This window comes from Acidovorax sp. Leaf78, from assembly GCF_001422735.1.
Taxonomy (GTDB): domain Bacteria; phylum Pseudomonadota; class Gammaproteobacteria; order Burkholderiales; family Burkholderiaceae_C; genus Acidovorax.
This window is the reverse complement of sequence record NZ_LMLZ01000021.1, coordinates 104031-118928: the sequence shown is the minus strand read 5'-3', so window position 1 is coordinate 118928 and position 14898 is coordinate 104031. Positions and strand designations below refer to the sequence as shown.

The 14898-nt window shown below is 67.4% G+C and carries 13 protein-coding genes; 10 read left to right on the top strand and 3 right to left on the bottom strand.

Going from position 1 to position 14898, the window contains the following annotated elements:
* Positions 1–73: 73 nt before the first annotated feature.
* Complete coding sequence (locus ASF16_RS16615) at positions 74–502, bottom strand: GNAT family N-acetyltransferase (protein WP_056169667.1); 429 nt, start codon at positions 500–502, stop codon at positions 74–76.
* A gap of 27 nt (positions 503–529) precedes the next feature.
* Positions 530–1447: a DMT family transporter gene (locus ASF16_RS16610; RefSeq protein ID WP_056169664.1), complete on the bottom strand. Its 918-nt coding sequence runs from the start codon at positions 1445–1447 to the stop codon at positions 530–532.
* Between the two features lie 106 nt (positions 1448–1553).
* On the opposite strand from ASF16_RS16610, the gene ASF16_RS16605 reads away from it, so the two are divergent.
* From ASF16_RS16605 to ASF16_RS16575, 7 genes are all read left to right on the top strand, one after another.
* Positions 1554–2471: a LysR family transcriptional regulator gene (locus ASF16_RS16605; RefSeq protein ID WP_056169661.1), complete on the top strand. Its 918-nt coding sequence runs from the start codon at positions 1554–1556 to the stop codon at positions 2469–2471.
* 361 nt (positions 2472–2832) lie between these two features.
* Positions 2833–3501, top strand: coding sequence for a GntR family transcriptional regulator (locus ASF16_RS16600; RefSeq protein WP_056169658.1), 669 nt, complete (start codon positions 2833–2835; stop codon positions 3499–3501).
* The gene (locus tag ASF16_RS16595) at positions 3501–5012 is read left to right on the top strand and encodes a malonyl-CoA decarboxylase (protein ID WP_056169654.1); all 1512 of its coding nucleotides are present in this window, start codon (positions 3501–3503) and stop codon (positions 5010–5012) included. The genes ASF16_RS16600 and ASF16_RS16595 overlap by 1 nt, the downstream gene beginning before the upstream one ends.
* Positions 5013–5184: 172 nt before the next feature.
* Positions 5185–6198 carry a tripartite tricarboxylate transporter substrate binding protein gene (locus ASF16_RS16590; protein ID WP_056169651.1) on the top strand — a complete coding sequence of 338 codons (1014 nt, stop codon included), beginning with the start codon at positions 5185–5187 and terminating at the stop codon, positions 6196–6198.
* A 139-nt stretch (positions 6199–6337) separates the two neighbouring features.
* A complete protein-coding gene (locus ASF16_RS16585) occupies positions 6338–7159 on the top strand; it encodes an enoyl-CoA hydratase/isomerase family protein (protein ID WP_056169647.1) in 822 nt (273 codons plus the stop codon).
* Between the two features lie 169 nt (positions 7160–7328).
* The gene (locus tag ASF16_RS16580) at positions 7329–8894 is read left to right on the top strand and encodes a malonyl-CoA synthase (RefSeq protein WP_056169644.1); all 1566 of its coding nucleotides are present in this window, start codon (positions 7329–7331) and stop codon (positions 8892–8894) included.
* Between the two features lie 195 nt (positions 8895–9089).
* A complete protein-coding gene (locus tag ASF16_RS16575) occupies positions 9090–10067 on the top strand; it encodes a S9 family peptidase (RefSeq protein ID WP_156372113.1) in 978 nt (325 codons plus the stop codon).
* A gap of 143 nt (positions 10068–10210) precedes the next feature.
* Here the strand turns inward: ASF16_RS16575 and ASF16_RS16570 are convergent, their stop codons facing one another.
* Positions 10211–11176, bottom strand: a complete 966-nt coding sequence (locus ASF16_RS16570; RefSeq protein WP_056169641.1) for a LysR substrate-binding domain-containing protein — start codon at positions 11174–11176, stop codon at positions 10211–10213.
* Between the two features lie 217 nt (positions 11177–11393).
* Here ASF16_RS16570 and ASF16_RS16565 point away from each other — a divergent pair, with 217 nt between their 5' ends.
* The 3 genes from ASF16_RS16565 to ASF16_RS16555 all read left to right on the top strand — a co-directional run bounded on the left by ASF16_RS16565 (position 11394) and on the right by ASF16_RS16555 (position 14886).
* Positions 11394–12626, top strand: a complete 1233-nt coding sequence (locus ASF16_RS16565; RefSeq protein WP_056169638.1) for an amidohydrolase family protein — start codon at positions 11394–11396, stop codon at positions 12624–12626.
* A 59-nt stretch (positions 12627–12685) separates the two neighbouring features.
* Positions 12686–13906: an ABC transporter substrate-binding protein gene (locus ASF16_RS16560; RefSeq protein WP_056169635.1), complete on the top strand. Its 1221-nt coding sequence runs from the start codon at positions 12686–12688 to the stop codon at positions 13904–13906.
* Positions 13907–14010: 104 nt separating this feature from the next.
* The gene (locus ASF16_RS16555) at positions 14011–14886 is read left to right on the top strand and encodes a branched-chain amino acid ABC transporter permease (RefSeq protein ID WP_056169631.1); all 876 of its coding nucleotides are present in this window, start codon (positions 14011–14013) and stop codon (positions 14884–14886) included.
* Positions 14887–14898: the final 12 nt, after the last annotated feature.

Genomic DNA, 14898 nt, shown 5'->3' with positions numbered 1-14898 from the left:
TACCGCTTGGTAGGCAAGCGCCAAAAGCTATTAAATAGATAGCAATTTCACTAACGAAGCCGCTGGGCCCTCATCAGGCCAGCGGCTTTTTCATGAAGGCCAGGTACTGACCGGGAAGGTAGTCCTCGATGCGGGCAAATTCAGCATAGCCCTGCTGGATGTAGAAGCCCCGCGCCTGCCATTCGAAGGTGTCGAGCCTGGCGTGGTGTGCGCCGAGCGTGCGCCCCTGCGCCTCTGCCCAGCCCAGCAGGTGAGTGCCCAGGCCCTGACCGCGGTGGTCGTCGGCGACCCACAGCACGTCGATGTTCAGCCAATACACGAACACGAAGCCACGGATGCCGCCCACCAGTCGCCCTTGCGCATCGCGTGCATCCAAGCGCACGGGCTGCTGGGCAGGGTATTCGCCGACGAATCGGTAGTTGTATTCGCGCATTTGTCGGCCCAGGGTGCCGGCACGCAGATCGTCGTCGGTCGGCGGTGCAAAGGTCAGGTGGGAGAGCATCGGCGCGAGTATGCGCGCGGCACTTGGTCAGTTCGGGGCCGACGCCCCGCGCCGCAGCATCGTCCACAACGCCGCCGCCACAATCAACGCACCCCCGGCCCAGCCCGCGATGCTGAGGCTCTCGCCCAGCCACAGCACGGCAAACAGCGCACCAAACGCCGGCTCACTGCCCATCAGCAGTCCGACGCGCGACGGCGAGCTGTGGCGCAGGGCCCAGTTCTGCATCACGAAGGCGAACACCGTGCAGCCCAACACCAGGTAGATGCAGGCCAGCCAGAAGCCGGTGTCGCCAGGCAGCGGTGGCAGGCCGCCGGGTAATGCAAAGGCCAGCGCCACACTGCCCAGCGCGATGACGCCGGCCTGCACGGCCGTCAGGGCCAGCACCGGTGCGTTGCGGCGGCGGGTGAGGCGGCTGGTCTGGCACACGGTGATGGCGCGCAGCACGGCGGCGGCCAGCATCAGCGCGTCGCCCCAGCCCCAGTGGCCGCTGAGGCCGCCGCTGAGCAGCGCAGCGCCCACCAGGGACACCCCGGCAAACACGAACATCGCCCGCGCGGGCCGCTGGCCCAGCAGCGCCCACTCGGCAAACGGCGTGAACACCACGCACAGGCTGATGAGAAACGCCGCATTGCTGGCCTGGGTGAGCGCCAACCCAAACGTCTCGCACACAAAGATGCCCATCAGCAACCCGCCCAGCGGCAGCCCCGCCGCCAGTGCGTCCCGCTGCTCCGCGCGGCTGGCGCGCAGCAGCGCCGGCAGCAGCAGCACAAAGGTCAATCCGAACCGCACCGCCAGAAATCCCAGCACCGGGTAGAACACCAGGGCCCCCTTGGCCACGCCGTAGCTGGTGCCCCAGACCACGGCGACCAACAACAGCGCGGCATCGGCCAGCCGGGGCGCAAGGGGGGACGGGGTGGTGGCGGCAAGGGTGGTCACGGTGGTCATGGGGCAGGGTGCCTACGCAGGCGGGCAGATAAAGAAGACACTACGGCGATTATTCATTTGCGCCTGTGCATTGATAATCGCTTCCGCAGAACATAACTTGTGCGCCATGAGCATCAATCAGCCTCTCGACAGCCTCTCCGACATGGCCGTGTTCGCGCGGGTGGTCGAGGCCGGCAGCTTCTCCGCCGCGGCCCGGCAACTGGGCATCACCCCATCGGCCGTCAGCCGCCAGGTGGCGCGGCTGGAGGGCGCCCTGCGCGTGCGGCTGCTCGAGCGCACCACCCGCAAGCTCAAGCTCACCGACGGGGGCGCGGCAGCCTATAGCCGCTGCCAGTCGATGGTGTCCGCCGCCCGCGAGGTGTGGGCGCTGAGCGACACCCACACCGGCGAGCCCACCGGCATGGTGCGCATGAGCATGCCCAAGGCCGTGGGGCGGCAACTGGTACACCCGCTGGTGCTGTCGTTTCTGCAGAAGTACCCGCAGGTGGATGTGCAACTGCTCATCACCGACCGGGTGGTGGACCTGTTCCAAGACCCCATCGACCTGGCCCTGCGCGTGACCGGCACACCGCCCCCCGGCCTGGCGGGTCGGCCCCTGGCCCCGCTGCCGCACATCGTGTGCGCCAGCCCCCAGTACCTGGCGGCGCACGGCCACCCGGCGCACCCGCGCGACCTGGAACAGCATGCGTGCATATATCTGGGCGAAGACGAGCGCGACAGGCACTGGCGCTTTGAACGGGGCGCCGATGTGGCCACCGTGGCCGTGCGCGGGCGCTATGTGGCCAACCACAGCGAAGTCCGGCTGGAGGCCGCGCTGCACCACCTGGGCATTGCCAGCCTGCCGGGCTTTGCAGCGCGCGCTGCGTTGCAAAGCGGCGCCCTGGTGCAGGTGCTGCACGATTGGGATCACAAGACAGCGTATGCCGGCATGGCCTGGCTGCTGTACCCACCCAACCGCTTCTTGCCGGCCAAGCTGCGGGTGTGGATCGACCACCTGGTGCAGGGGTTCGAACACGTTGTGTGACGTGGGCCCGTGCGCACCTGGCAAGAGAGCAAGGTGTCAGCTGGCGGGGGACCAATGCAGTGGGAGTCCAGCGGGCAGACAGCCCGACAGCTGCCGGCCATATAGGCGGGCGTCACTGCAGTGCGAATGGGTGCCGCGGATGTCGCGTTTTCACCCCAAAACAGGTTTTTGACGGTGCACAGCATTCTGTGCTGGTGTTTTTTCGCAAGCGTTCTCATAATTATGGAAAATTATGCGAGTTGTCGAAGGAACCATCCGGTTGGCTGTTTTTTAAACAACGATGGCTTCCAGATGCCGACAGCGCCACTAGGTAGAAACCCACGGTTCAACCGCTTGCTCCCACCATTTAGCTGTTTTCACCATGCGCCCCATCCCCAATTCCCTGCATGACGAAGCCGCGGCGCGGCTGCGGGAGCAGATTTTTGCGGGTGCGTTGCCTCCCGGCAGCTTTCTGGACGAAGCTGCGCTGTGCGAGCGGCTCGAGATTTCGCGCACCCCGCTGCGCGAGGCGCTCAAGGTGCTGGTGGCCGAAGGGCTGCTGCGCCACGAGCCGCGCCGGGGCTGCTTTGTGGCCCAGATCACCGAGCGCGACCTGGACGACCTGTTCCCCGTCATCGCGCTGCTCGAAGGCCGTGCCGCCCACGAGGCCACGCGCAAGGCCGGCGCCGCGGACGTGGCGGCGCTCGAGGCGCTGCACCAGCGCCTGCAGCAGTGCGCAGCCGACGGCCTCATCACCGACTACTACGAAGCCAACTACGCCATCCACGAGGCCTTCATCACGCTGGCCGACAACCGCTGGCTGGCCCAGGTGATCGGCGACCTGCGCAAGATCCTGCGCCTGGCCCGGCTGCAGACGCTGCACGCGCCCGGCCGCCTGCAGCAAAGCCTGGCCGAGCACCTGGCCGTGTTCGCCGCATTGAAGGCCCGCGACTGCGACGCCGCCGAAGAGGCCATGCGCACCCATCTGTTGCGCCAGCGTGATGCGCTGCGCGACGTAGCCCGCAACCAGCAATCGAGGCTGACACCATGATGAACACCACCCCTGAATGGATTGCCCGCAGCGTCTCGCGCCTGCGCACGACAGCCCCTGCGGCCGACAAGCCCACTGACAAGGCCGCCGACAAGGCTGCTGACAAGACCACGTCCAAGGCCGTGATCGACAAGACCGTGACCGACGTGGTCGCCAAGGTCGCGCCGCCGCGGTCCACGCACGAGCGGCTGCAGGCCACGCTGCGGCGCGGGCAGGAGTCCCTGTCGCCGCGCGCGCTGCGCCGCCTGCTGGCCGACCTGCAGGAGGTCGTGGCCCCGCAGGTGAGCGAGATCGAAGGCGGGCGCCGCGCCCAGGCCGTGGCCGAGTGGTACGCCAAGGCCGAGCCCGAACAGCGCCGCGACATGTGGCTGCTGATGTGCGAGCAGTTCGCGCCCGACGCCACGCGCTTCAAGTCGGCCCGCCAGCGCTACGAGGCCGCGGCCGGCACCGCCGAAGAGGGCCAGGCCGAGATCAGCCTGCGCCGCGCCATGGTCACGCCGCGCACGCGGCTGCTGCAGCGCTTTGCGGTGTTTCCCGAAGGCATGCGCTTCCTGGTGGACATGCGGGCCGAGTTGCTGCCGCTGCTCAAGGCCGACAAGCGCCTGCTGGCGCTCGATGCCGAGATGGAGCATTTGTTCTCCACCTGGTTCGACGTGGCGTTTTTGCAGCTGCGCCGCCTGTCGTGGGACTCGCCCGCCTCGCTGCTCGAAAAGCTCATCAAGTACGAAGCCGTGCACGACATCCGCAGCTGGGCTGACTTGAAGAACCGGCTGGACAGCGACCGCCGCTGCTACGGCTTCTTCCACCCGCGCCTGCCCGACGAGCCGCTGATCTTTGTGGAGGTGGCGTTGGTGGACAAGATCTCGCCCAGCATCACGCCGCTGCTGGACGAAGCCGCTGCGCCCGTGGACATCACCCGCGCCACCACGGCCATCTTCTATTCGATCAGCAACACCCAGACGGGCCTGCGCGGCGTGAGCTTTGGCGACTCGCTCATCAAGCATGTGGTGGAAACGCTGACCGCCGAGTTCCCGCGCCTGCGCACCTTTGCCACGCTGTCGCCCATCCCCGGGTTTCGCGCCTGGCTGGGCAAGCATGCCGGTGCCATGTTGGAGCGCCTGGACGACAAGCGCCGCGCCGAGCTGGGCCGTGCGGTGGGCTTCGAGCCGCCGCAGCCCACCCACTTGCTGGCCGCCATCGACAAGGCGCTGGAGCTGGACGCCAAGTCGCCCGTGCGCCAGATGCTGCTCGAATGCGCCGCGCACTACCTGGGACGCGAGCTGCTGGAGGGCAAGCCCGTGGACCCGGTGGCACGTTTTCACCTGGGCAACGGCGCCCGCGTGGAGCGGCTGAACTGGGCGGGCGATCCGTCCACCAAGGGCGTCAAACAATCGTACGGGTTGATGGTCAACTACCTGTACGACTTGAAGCGCATCGACAAGCATCGCAGCTTGCTGGCGCAGGGCAAGGTGCCGGTGTCGGGGGACATCGACACCTTGTGCCGCGGCTGACACCACGCTGGACAACGTGGGGCCCGACTGCCGCCCACCGCCTGCACATCGACCCGATGGCCCGCGCCGCAAGTCACGGTTCTGGTAGAAGTGCAGGCTGCGGACGGCAGCGACACCCACGGCGTGCGCGGTGCCGGCTTTCCATTTCAACAACGACGACAGGAGACAAGACATGACTCAGACAACGCAATTCCACGACCGAGCGGTGCAACGCCGCAGCCTGCTGGTGGGCGCCGCCGCCGCAGGGCTGGGCCTGGCCAGTGGCGGCAGCTGGGCCCAGGCATCGGCCTGGCCCACCAAGCCCGTCAACCTGGTGGTGCCGTTTCCGGCCGGCGGGGGCACCGACGCGTTCGCGCGGCCGCTGGCGGCCCAGTTCGCCAAGGCCACCGGCAAGACGCTGGTGATCGACAACCGCGGCGGCGCGGGCGGCACCGTGGGCGCCAGCTTTGCCGCCAAGGGCGCGCCCGATGGCTACACGCTCTTCATGGGCGCCGTGCACCATGCCATCGCGCCGTCGATGTACCCCAAGCTCGACTACGACATCGAGAAAGACTTCGTCCCGCTGTTCCTGCTGGCCAACGTGCCGCAGGTGCTGGTGGTCAACCCCAAGAACGTGCCGGTGAGCAACTTCCAGCAGTTCATGGAATACGTCAAGCGCAACCCCGCCAAGCTCAACTACGGCTCGGCCGGCGCGGGCACCTCGCACCACCTGGCGGGCGAGCTGTTCAAGCAGCAGACCAATACCTTCATCACGCACATCCCCTACCGCGGTGCCGGCCCTGCGCTGCAGGACCTGATCGGCGGCCAGGTGGACATGATGTTCGATGGCCTGGGTTCCTCGGCCAACCACATCAAGGGCGGCCGGGTGAAGGCGCTGATGGTGTCCGGCACCAAGCGCAACCCCGCCTTCCCCGACGTGCCCTGCGCGGCCGAGGTCGGCCTGCCCGACTACACCGTGACCACCTGGTACGGCCTGTGGGCCCCCAAGGGCACGCCCGCCGACCTGCAGGCCCGCATCGTGGACGAGGTGCGCAAACTGGGCATGGCCGACGAGCTGAAAACCATCTGGGCGAACAACGGTGCCGACTACGGCGGGCTGTCGCAGCAGCAGTTCGCGGCGATGGTCAGCAGCGAGGTCAAGCGCTGGGCGGCGGTGGTGAAGGCCTCCGGCGCGAAACTCGACTAACCCCCTGTGGCGCTGCGCGCCTTCCCCCAAGGGGGACGCCTCCGGTGGCCCGGCGAAGCCGGTTCCACGGTGGCGCTGGCGATGGCGTAGCGCCGGTTTTCCAGGCCAAGGGGCTTGTACAACGTGATGGATTTGCACTATGTCGGGTGAAGCGGTGGTAGCGGATGCGGATGAGCGCGGCGTGGTGCAGGTCACGCTGCGGCACACCGGGCGCCTGAATGCGATGTCGCGCGCCATGTGGCGGCAGTTGCGCGAGGTGTTTGTGGGCATCCAGCAGCGGGCCGAGGGTGGTGACGACAGCGTGCGCTGCGTGATCGTGGCGGGAGAGGGCGGGGCGTTTTGCGCGGGGGGCGATATCTCCGAGTACCCCGCGTTCCGTTTTGATGCCACTTCTTTGCGCGACTTCCACGAGAACGATGTGTGGGGCGGTCTGGCCGCCATGCTGGCGTGCGACGTGCCCATCGTGGCGCGCATCGACGGGGCGTGCATGGGGGCGGGGGTGGAGATTGCCGCCTGCTGCGACATCCGCATTGCCGGCCAGGCCGCGCGCTTCGGGGCGCCGATTGCCAAGCTGGGGTTTCCGATGGCCCCGCGCGAGGCGCAGCTGGTGGCCCGCGCGGTGGGCGATGTGACGGCACGCCAGATGCTGCTGGAGGCCGCCACCTTCAACGCCAGCGACATGCTCGCGCGCGGCTTTCTGAGCCGCGTGGTGGCCGATGACGTGGTAGCCACCGAGGCCCTGGCCAGTGCGGTGCGCGTCGCCGCCCTGGCGCCACGCGCCGCGCGCATGAACAAGCAGACGTTTCGGGCATTGAAAACGCCGCTACCGCTGGATGGACAAGCGCCACCAGCTATCGAAAACATAGTGAATTCCCTGCCTGGACCGTATGCCTATGCCGACAGTGCCGAGCACCGCGAGGGCATCACCGCCTTTCTTGAAAAACGCCCGCCCGCGTTCTAAAGGCAGCACTGCCGGCCCGCATGCGTCTCACAAGTTTTTCTGACCAAACCAGACTTGCCTGAACTGCCTGAACTGCCTGAACTGCCTGAACTGCCTGAACTGCCTGAACTGCCTGAATTTACGATTTGACAACTCGACCGATTCAATCCAACAACCTCGCCTGACTGCCATGAGCCAACACAACCTTTTCAGCGCGCTGCGCGCCGCCTTTCCCACCGACCTGGCCAGCGCCGCCGTGGAAACCACGGCGCCGGACGGCACCGAGCTGGTCTACAGCTGGGACGACCTGGAGCGCGCCAGCGCCCGCATCGCCAACCTGCTCACATCGCTGAAGCTGCCCGAGGGCAGCCGCGTGGCCGTGCAGGTCGAAAAATCGGTCGAGGCCATGCTGCTGTACCTCGCCACGCTGCGCGCGGGCTACGTGTTCCTGCCGCTCAACACTGCCTACCAAAGCGCCGAGATCGAATACTTCATCGGCAACGCCGAGCCCGCCGTGGTGGTCTGCACGCCCGGCAACTTCGGCTGGGTCAGCAAGATCGCGTTCACCCAGGGCACGGGCCATGTGTTCACGCTGGGCGATGACCGCACGGGCAGCCTGCTGGAGCGCGCCGCGCACCACAGCGACGTGCACACGCCGGTGACCCGGTCGGCCGACGACCTGGCCGCCATCCTGTACACCAGCGGCACCACCGGCCGCAGCAAGGGCGCGATGCTCACGCACGGCAACCTGCTGTCCAACGCGCAGGTGCTCAAGGACTATTGGGGCTGGAAGTCTGGCGACGTGCTCATCCACGCGCTGCCCATCTTCCACGTGCACGGCCTGTTCGTGGCCATCCACGGCGCGCTCATCAACGGCAGCAAGATGATCTGGTTTGCCAAGTTCGACCCCAAGGCGGTGCTGGCCGCCATGCGCCGCGCCACCGTCTTCATGGGCGTGCCCACGCTGTACGTGCGCCTGCTGGCCGAGCCGGGCCTGACGAAAGAGGCGGCCAAGAACATGCGCCTGTTCGTCGCGGGCTCCGCGCCGCTGCTCATCGAGACCTTCAACGAATGGCAGCAGCGCACCGGCCACACCATCCTGGAGCGCTACGGCATGAGCGAGACCATCATGCTCACCTCCAACCCCTACGCGGCCGACGCCCGCCACGGCGGCCAGAGCGAGCGGCGCGGCGCCACCGTGGGCTTTGCGCTGCCCGGCGTGGGCCTGCGCGTGGTGGATGACGCCAACCAGCCGTTGCCCGTGGGCGAGATCGGTGCCATCCAGGTGCAGGGCCCCAACGTGTTCAAGGGCTACTGGCGCATGCCCGAGAAGACGGCCGAGGAATTCACCGCCGATGAACGGGGCGGCAAGTGGTTCAAGACCGGCGACGTGGGCAAGGTGGACGAACGAGGCTACATCAGCATCGTCGGCCGCAGCAAGGACCTGATCATCAGCGGCGGCTACAACGTCTATCCCGCCGAGATCGAGGGCTACATCAACGACATGCCCGGCGTGGCCGAAAGCGCCCTGGTCGGCGTGCCCCACCCGGACTTCGGCGAGGTGGGCGTGGCGGTGGTGATCGCCAAGCCCGGCGCGCAGCTCGATGGCGACGCCATCGTGGCCAAGCTCAAGACCCAACTGGCCAACTTCAAGATCCCCAAGCGCTGCTTCGTGGCCACCGAGCTGCCGCGCAACACCATGGGCAAGGTGCAGAAGAACCTGCTGCGCGATCAGCACAAGGGGCTGTTCGCCTGATCGGCTGATCCGCCAGGCAGCCCGCTGACGCCGCACCAGGCGGCCTGGCCTACCACGCTGCGGGCAGCGTGGTGTGCTGAAGAATGAACGGCGTCGCTGCGAATGACTCGCACGGCGCCGTTTTTTGCATCGGCGTTTCGCGGCCGGTGCTCTAAAGTGGCGCGCACCGCATCACCATGTGATCAAGCCGCCGCCATGCCCTTCTTGCGCACACACCCGTCCCCGTCCTCGTCCCTTAGCCTGGCCGCGGTGGCACTGCTCACGGTGGTGCTGACTGCACAGCCGGTGCACGCGCGACTGCAGGAATCGCAGATCGACGTGCCCGTCGAGGTGGTCGATGGCTACGGCAAGCGCATCGCGCAGCCGATTCGCGTCACCGTGTGGTCGGACGATGCCAACCCGACCCCGGCACCCGTGATGCTGCTGGCCCACGGCCGGTCGGCCCAGCCCGAAAAGCGCGCCGGCCTGGGCCGCGCCCGCTTGTCCAAGGAGTCGGCGTTTTTCGTACGCCGCGGCTTTATCGTGGCTGTGCCCACCCGCGTGGGCTATGGCGTCAGCGGCGGTGAAGACATCGAAAACAGCGGCCCGTGCCAGAGCAAACGCTACTCGCCCGGGTACGCCGCTGCCGCGCAGCAGACGCTGCAAGTGCTGCAGGTAGTGCGCCAGAGGCCGGACGCCGCCAAGGACAAAGCGGTGGTGATGGGCCAGTCCTACGGTGGGGCTACCGCCATTGCGGTGGGGGCCCTGCAACCCGCCGGGGTGCAGGCCGTGATCAACTTTGCAGGCGGTGGCGGCGGCAACCCGGAGACGCAGCCCGGCAGGCCTTGTGCACCGCAGCAGCTGGAGCAGATGTTCGCGCGGTACGGCGCCACGCTGCGCATCCCTTCGCTCTGGGTCTACACGGAAAACGATCTCTACATGGGCGCCACGCACCCCCGGGAGTGGTTCGCCGCCTTTCGCGCAGCGGGGGGAACGGGGGAGTTCATCCAGTTCCCTCCGCACGGCGAGGATGGGCACCTGGTCTTCTCCCGCGCACCGCAACTGTGGCAGCCGCGCGTGGCGGACTTTCTGGACCGCAACGGCTTTCCTGCACCGGCGCCTTCGGCACGGGCGCCTGCTGCTCAGCTGCAGCCGGAAAAGACAGCGCCCCCTCAGGACAACGGTGAGGATTGACACCGGACACCGGACACACGGAGGACCGGCACCGGTCGAACTCACACCGGCCTCCACCGGGCGTGAGGGCCACAACGGCTACTTCGGCGGGGTTGCGCAGCGCCTGCTGTCGCGGGCGCGGTCGCTCTCAACCCCCTGTGCCCTCACGCCGCCTTCGGTTCATCCGCACAAAAAATGCACGCTGCGGCAGGCACCGCAATGCCACCGCTCTCCACCGCCCCATGGCTGCAGCAATGCTCCAGCCACGCGGCCACCAGCTTGTAGACCGACAGATTGGTGCGTGCGGTGGGGGCGCACAGGTAGTAGCCCAGCGGGCTTTGAAAACGCTCGCCCAGCGGCTCCACCAGTGACCCCGCCTGCAGCTCGTCTTCCACCAGGCAGGTCGGCACGATGCCCACGCCAAAACCCGACACCGCGGCGCGGATGATCAGCGAGTACAGGTTGAAACCGGGCCCGAAGCGGCTGCCGCTGGTGTCGCACTGGTTCGCCTCCATCCAGTCGTGCCAGGCCAGGGGCACCTCGATGTGCTGCAGCAGCGTGGCCTGCTGCAAATCGGCGGGCGTGCGCAGGGGCAGGGCGTCGCGCAGCTGCGGGCTGCAGACGATGCTCGTCTCCTTGCCGATCAGGTAGCGCGCGTTGGCGCTGGGCCAGTTGCCGTAGCCGTACTGGATGGCCGCGTCGAACTCGTACGGCACCGCAAAGTCGTGCGCGTGCTGGTAGCGCACGAAGTTCAGCGACACCTGGGGCAGCGTGCGCTTGAAGTGGCCCAGCCGCGGAAAGAGCCACTGCGCCGCGAACGTGGGCGGCACCGACAGGTTCAGCGCGCCGCCGCTGCCGCCATACGACATGAGCTGCGAGGTGGCCGATTCCAGCGCGGCCATCGCCGGCCGCGTGGCGTTGAGATAGGTGGCGCCCGCATCGGTCAGCTCCAGCCCGCTTGCCTTGCGGATGAACAGCTTCTGGCCCAGGTAGTCCTCCAGCGCTGCGATGTGGCGGCTGATGGCGCTCTGCGTCACGCACAGCTCCTTGGCGGCCATGGTGAAGGCCTGGTGCTTGGCCGCGGAATGAAAGGCGTTCAGCTCAGAGATGGTCGGGCACAGGCGGCGCATGCGGGGGTATGAGTACAGGTCATGGGATGGTGAGATTTTAGGTGTTGCAGTGGCACCCGGTTGGCCCGTTAAATGCAACCCGTGACGGCAGCGTGACAGGTTCCTCCTTGGGAACGTGACGCGGCGCACCATTTTTGGGATGTGCAGCTGGCCAATGCGGTGGCCTGCGGGCCATGAGTATTTGAGAACCCCCGGTTTAGACCTCTTCATCGATTTCATGAACACCTTGTTGATAGAAAACAGCCGCGTGCTGGATGTCCATGGCCTGAGCTTGCGCGACGGTCTCTCGGTGCTGGTGCAGGACGGGCGCATTGCCGCCGTCGGTGCCGACGTGCAGGCGCCCGAGGGCACGCACCGCATCGACGCGCGCGGCATGACGCTCATGCCCGGCCTGATCGACTGCCACGTGCATGTCGTGGCCTCGTCGTTCAACCTGGGCAGCGTGGCCCGGATGCCCAACGTGTTCACCATGCTGCGCTCGCTGCCCATCATGAAGGGCATGCTGGCGCGCGGCTTCACCTCGGTGCGCGACGCAGGCGGCGGCGACTGGTCGCTGGCCGAGGCGGTGCGCACAGGCCTGGTGCAGGGCCCGCGCATCTTCCCCTCGGGCAAGGCCCTGTCGCAAACCGGCGGGCATGCGGACTTTCGCGAGCGCAACGACAACCTGGACGTGTGCTCGTGCGCGTACAAGCTGGGCAACATCGGCCGTGTGGTCGATGGCGTGGACGCCTGCCGCCTGGCGGTGCGTGAAGAGATCCTGAAGGGCGCCACGCAGATCAAGGTCATGGCCTCGGGCGGCGTGGCCTCGCCCAACGACCCGATCAACAACCTGGGCTATTCCGAGGCCGAGCTGCGTGCCATCGTCGAAGAGGCCACCAACGCCAACACCTACGTCATGGCCCACGCCTACACGCCCCGCGCCATCGCCCGGGCCGTGCGCTGCGGCGTGCGCACCATCGAGCACGGCAACCTGGTCGACGCCCCCACGGCAGAGCTGATGGCCGAACTGGGCGCTTTCATGGTGCCCACGCTCATCACCTACGAAGGCCTGGCCAACGAGGGCGAGCGCTACGGCCTGCCGGCCGTGTCCATCGCCAAGATCGACTCGGTGCGCAGCCAGGGCAAGGCGGCCATCGAGATCCTCGCCAAGGCCGGCGTGAAAATGGGCCTGGGCAGCGACCTGCTGGCCGAAACGCACTACCTGCAGGCCGACGAGCTGCGCCTGCGTGCCGACGTGCTGGGCAACGGCCCGGTGCTGCAGCAGGCCACGCTGATCGGCGCCGAGATCCTGGGCCAGCAAGGCCAGCTGGGCGAAGTCACGGCGGGCGCCATCGCCGACCTGCTGCTGGTCGATGGCAACCCGCTCACCGATATCACCTGCCTGCTCAACCAGGGCGAGCACATCCGCGCGATCGTCAAGGACGGCGCGTTCGCCAAGAACACCCTGTGACCCCGACCCCTCCACATTCCCCCCTGACCTGACCTGACCTGACCTGACCGGAGAACACCATGCAACGTAGAAATTTCGTCAAGCTCGGCGGCGCAGCAGCCGCCCTGCAGTGCCTTCCCTCCATCGGCTTCAGCCAGCAGGGCGAGGTCTTCCGCATCGGCTCGCTCACGCCCATCACCGGCGCGGGCAGCCCGTACGGCCCGGGCATGCAGCAGGCCATCCGCCTCGCGGTGGACGAGGTCAACGCCGCCGGTGGCGCGGGCGGCCGCAAGCTCGAACTCTTCACCGAAGACGACCAGACCAAGCCGGACGCCGCCGTGCTGGCCGCCAAGAAGCTGATCGAAGTGAACAAGGTGCAGGCCGTGCTGGGCACCTGGGCATCGGGCGTGACGCTGGCGGTGATGCCGCTGACCGATGCGGCCGGCATCATCCAGATGAACGTCTCGGGTGCGCCCGCCATCTCCACGCAGGACACCAAGGACCTGGTGTGGCGCTTTCAGGCCACCAACGACCGCTTCGGTGCGGCCTTTGCCGAGATCTGCGCCAAGCGCGGCTTCAAGCGCCCGGCCACCATGGCGTTCAACAACGCCTCGGGCCTGGGCAATGTCGAAGGCTTCACCAAGGTGTGGGAAAAGCGCGGCGGCAAGGTGGCCGCACACGTCACCTACGAGCCCAGCCGCCCCAGCTACCGCAGCGAGCTGCAGAAGATCCTGGCGGCCAAGCCCGATGTGATCGTGATGGGCTCGTACCTGCCCGACACCACCATCATCCTGCGCGAATGGTTCCAGTCCGGCGCCGACAACAAGTGGATCATCCCCGGCTGGGCGGCCAACCCCGACCTGGTCAAGGCCCTGGGCCCCGAAGTGTGCGAAGGCATCATTTCGGTGGAGACGGTCTCCAACGAAAAGAGCACCTCGTACGCGCAGTTCGATGCCGCCTTCACCAAGGCCACGGGCAAGGCCGCGTCCACCAACATCTATGCCGCCATGGCGTACGACATGGTGATCTCGCTGGCCCTGGCCATGGAAGCCGCGGGCCCCAAGGCCACGGTGGAGCAGGTCAACGCCAAGCTGCGCGAGGTGTCCAACGCCCCCGGCACCGCCGTGTACTCCTTCGCCGAAGGCAAGGCGCAGCTGGGCAAAAAGGCCAAGGTCAACTACGAAGGCGCGTCCAGCAAGCTCGACTTCGACAAGTTCGGCGACGCCACCCCCGACTTCGGTGTGTTCATCATCGAAAAGGGCCAGCTGGTGCGCCGCGACGTGGTGTCCATCGCTGCGTGATGGCCCTCATCCCCCTGTTCGTCCCCGGCGGCTGCGGTCGTCGCGGCACAGGGGGCTTTCTGGCAACGCAAGGGTAAGAACGAGAGCAAGAACGAGATGACGCAATGACCTGGATCGATTTCACAAACCTCTTGATCAACGGATGGATCGAAGGCCTGGTGGTGGCGCTGCCCGCGCTGGCCATGACCCTGGTGATGGGCGTCAACCGCTTTCCCAATGCCGCCACCGGCGACTTCCTGACGACCGGCGCGTACGCCGCGGTGGCCGTACAGATGCTGGGCGGCGTGCCGCTGTGGCTGGCGGCCATCGCCAGCGTGGCCATCACCGCGGTGGTGTCGGCCGGGTCGTACCAGCTGATCTTTCGCAAGCTGGTGGGGCGGCCCATGGTCGCGTCGATGCTCGCGGCCATCGGGCTAGGGTTTTTGCTGCGCAGCCTGATCTCGTTCTTTGCCGGGCACGACCAGCGCACCTTCGACATGCCGCTGGTGCGCGCGTGGAACTTCGGCGGCATCCGCATCCTGCCCACCGACCTGCTCATCGCTGCCATCGCCGCGGTGTGCCTGCTGGTGGTGTTCGTGCTCATCTACCGCACGAGCTTCGGCCGCCAGCTGCGCGCCGTGTCCGACAGTGCCGACCTGGCGCGCGCCAGCGGCATCCGCGCAGGCGGGCTCATGCTGAGCCTGTGGCTGCTGGTGGGCGCGCTGTCGTCCATCGGCGGGGTGCTGCTGGGCATGAAGGCCGTGGTCACGCCCGAGATGGGCTGGGAGAGCCTGATCCCCGCCTTCGCCGCCATGGTGCTGGGCGGCATCGGCAGCCCGCTGGGTGCGGTGCTGGGCGCGCTGCTGCTGTGCATGGTGCAAGAGCTGTCGGTGCCGCTGCTGGGGCCGTCGTACAAGCTGGTGCTGTCGTTCGTGGTGCTGGCGCTGGTGCTGCTGCTGCGCCCGGCCGGCATCATGGGCCGCGTGCAACTGGTGCGCTAAGGGGTACGGACC

What these genes read in the sequence shown, in the direction of transcription:
- ASF16_RS16615 (WP_056169667.1), bottom strand. Translation starts at nt 502, where the DNA reads ATGCTCTCCCACCTGACCTTTGCACCGCCGACCGACGACGATCTGCGT.
- ASF16_RS16610 (WP_056169664.1), bottom strand. Translation starts at nt 1,447, where the DNA reads ATGACCACCGTGACCACCCTTGCCGCCACCACCCCGTCCCCCCTTGCG.
- ASF16_RS16605 (WP_056169661.1), top strand. Translation starts at nt 1,554, where the DNA reads ATGAGCATCAATCAGCCTCTCGACAGCCTCTCCGACATGGCCGTGTTC.
- ASF16_RS16600 (WP_056169658.1), top strand. Translation starts at nt 2,833, where the DNA reads ATGCGCCCCATCCCCAATTCCCTGCATGACGAAGCCGCGGCGCGGCTG.
- ASF16_RS16595 (WP_056169654.1), top strand. Translation starts at nt 3,501, where the DNA reads ATGAACACCACCCCTGAATGGATTGCCCGCAGCGTCTCGCGCCTGCGC.
- ASF16_RS16590 (WP_056169651.1), top strand. Translation starts at nt 5,185, where the DNA reads ATGACTCAGACAACGCAATTCCACGACCGAGCGGTGCAACGCCGCAGC.
- ASF16_RS16585 (WP_056169647.1), top strand. Translation starts at nt 6,338, where the DNA reads ATGTCGGGTGAAGCGGTGGTAGCGGATGCGGATGAGCGCGGCGTGGTG.
- ASF16_RS16580 (WP_056169644.1), top strand. Translation starts at nt 7,329, where the DNA reads ATGAGCCAACACAACCTTTTCAGCGCGCTGCGCGCCGCCTTTCCCACC.
- ASF16_RS16575 (WP_156372113.1), top strand. Translation starts at nt 9,090, where the DNA reads ATGCCCTTCTTGCGCACACACCCGTCCCCGTCCTCGTCCCTTAGCCTG.
- ASF16_RS16570 (WP_056169641.1), bottom strand. Translation starts at nt 11,176, where the DNA reads ATGCGCCGCCTGTGCCCGACCATCTCTGAGCTGAACGCCTTTCATTCC.
- ASF16_RS16565 (WP_056169638.1), top strand. Translation starts at nt 11,394, where the DNA reads ATGAACACCTTGTTGATAGAAAACAGCCGCGTGCTGGATGTCCATGGC.
- ASF16_RS16560 (WP_056169635.1), top strand. Translation starts at nt 12,686, where the DNA reads ATGCAACGTAGAAATTTCGTCAAGCTCGGCGGCGCAGCAGCCGCCCTG.
- ASF16_RS16555 (WP_056169631.1), top strand. Translation starts at nt 14,011, where the DNA reads ATGACCTGGATCGATTTCACAAACCTCTTGATCAACGGATGGATCGAA.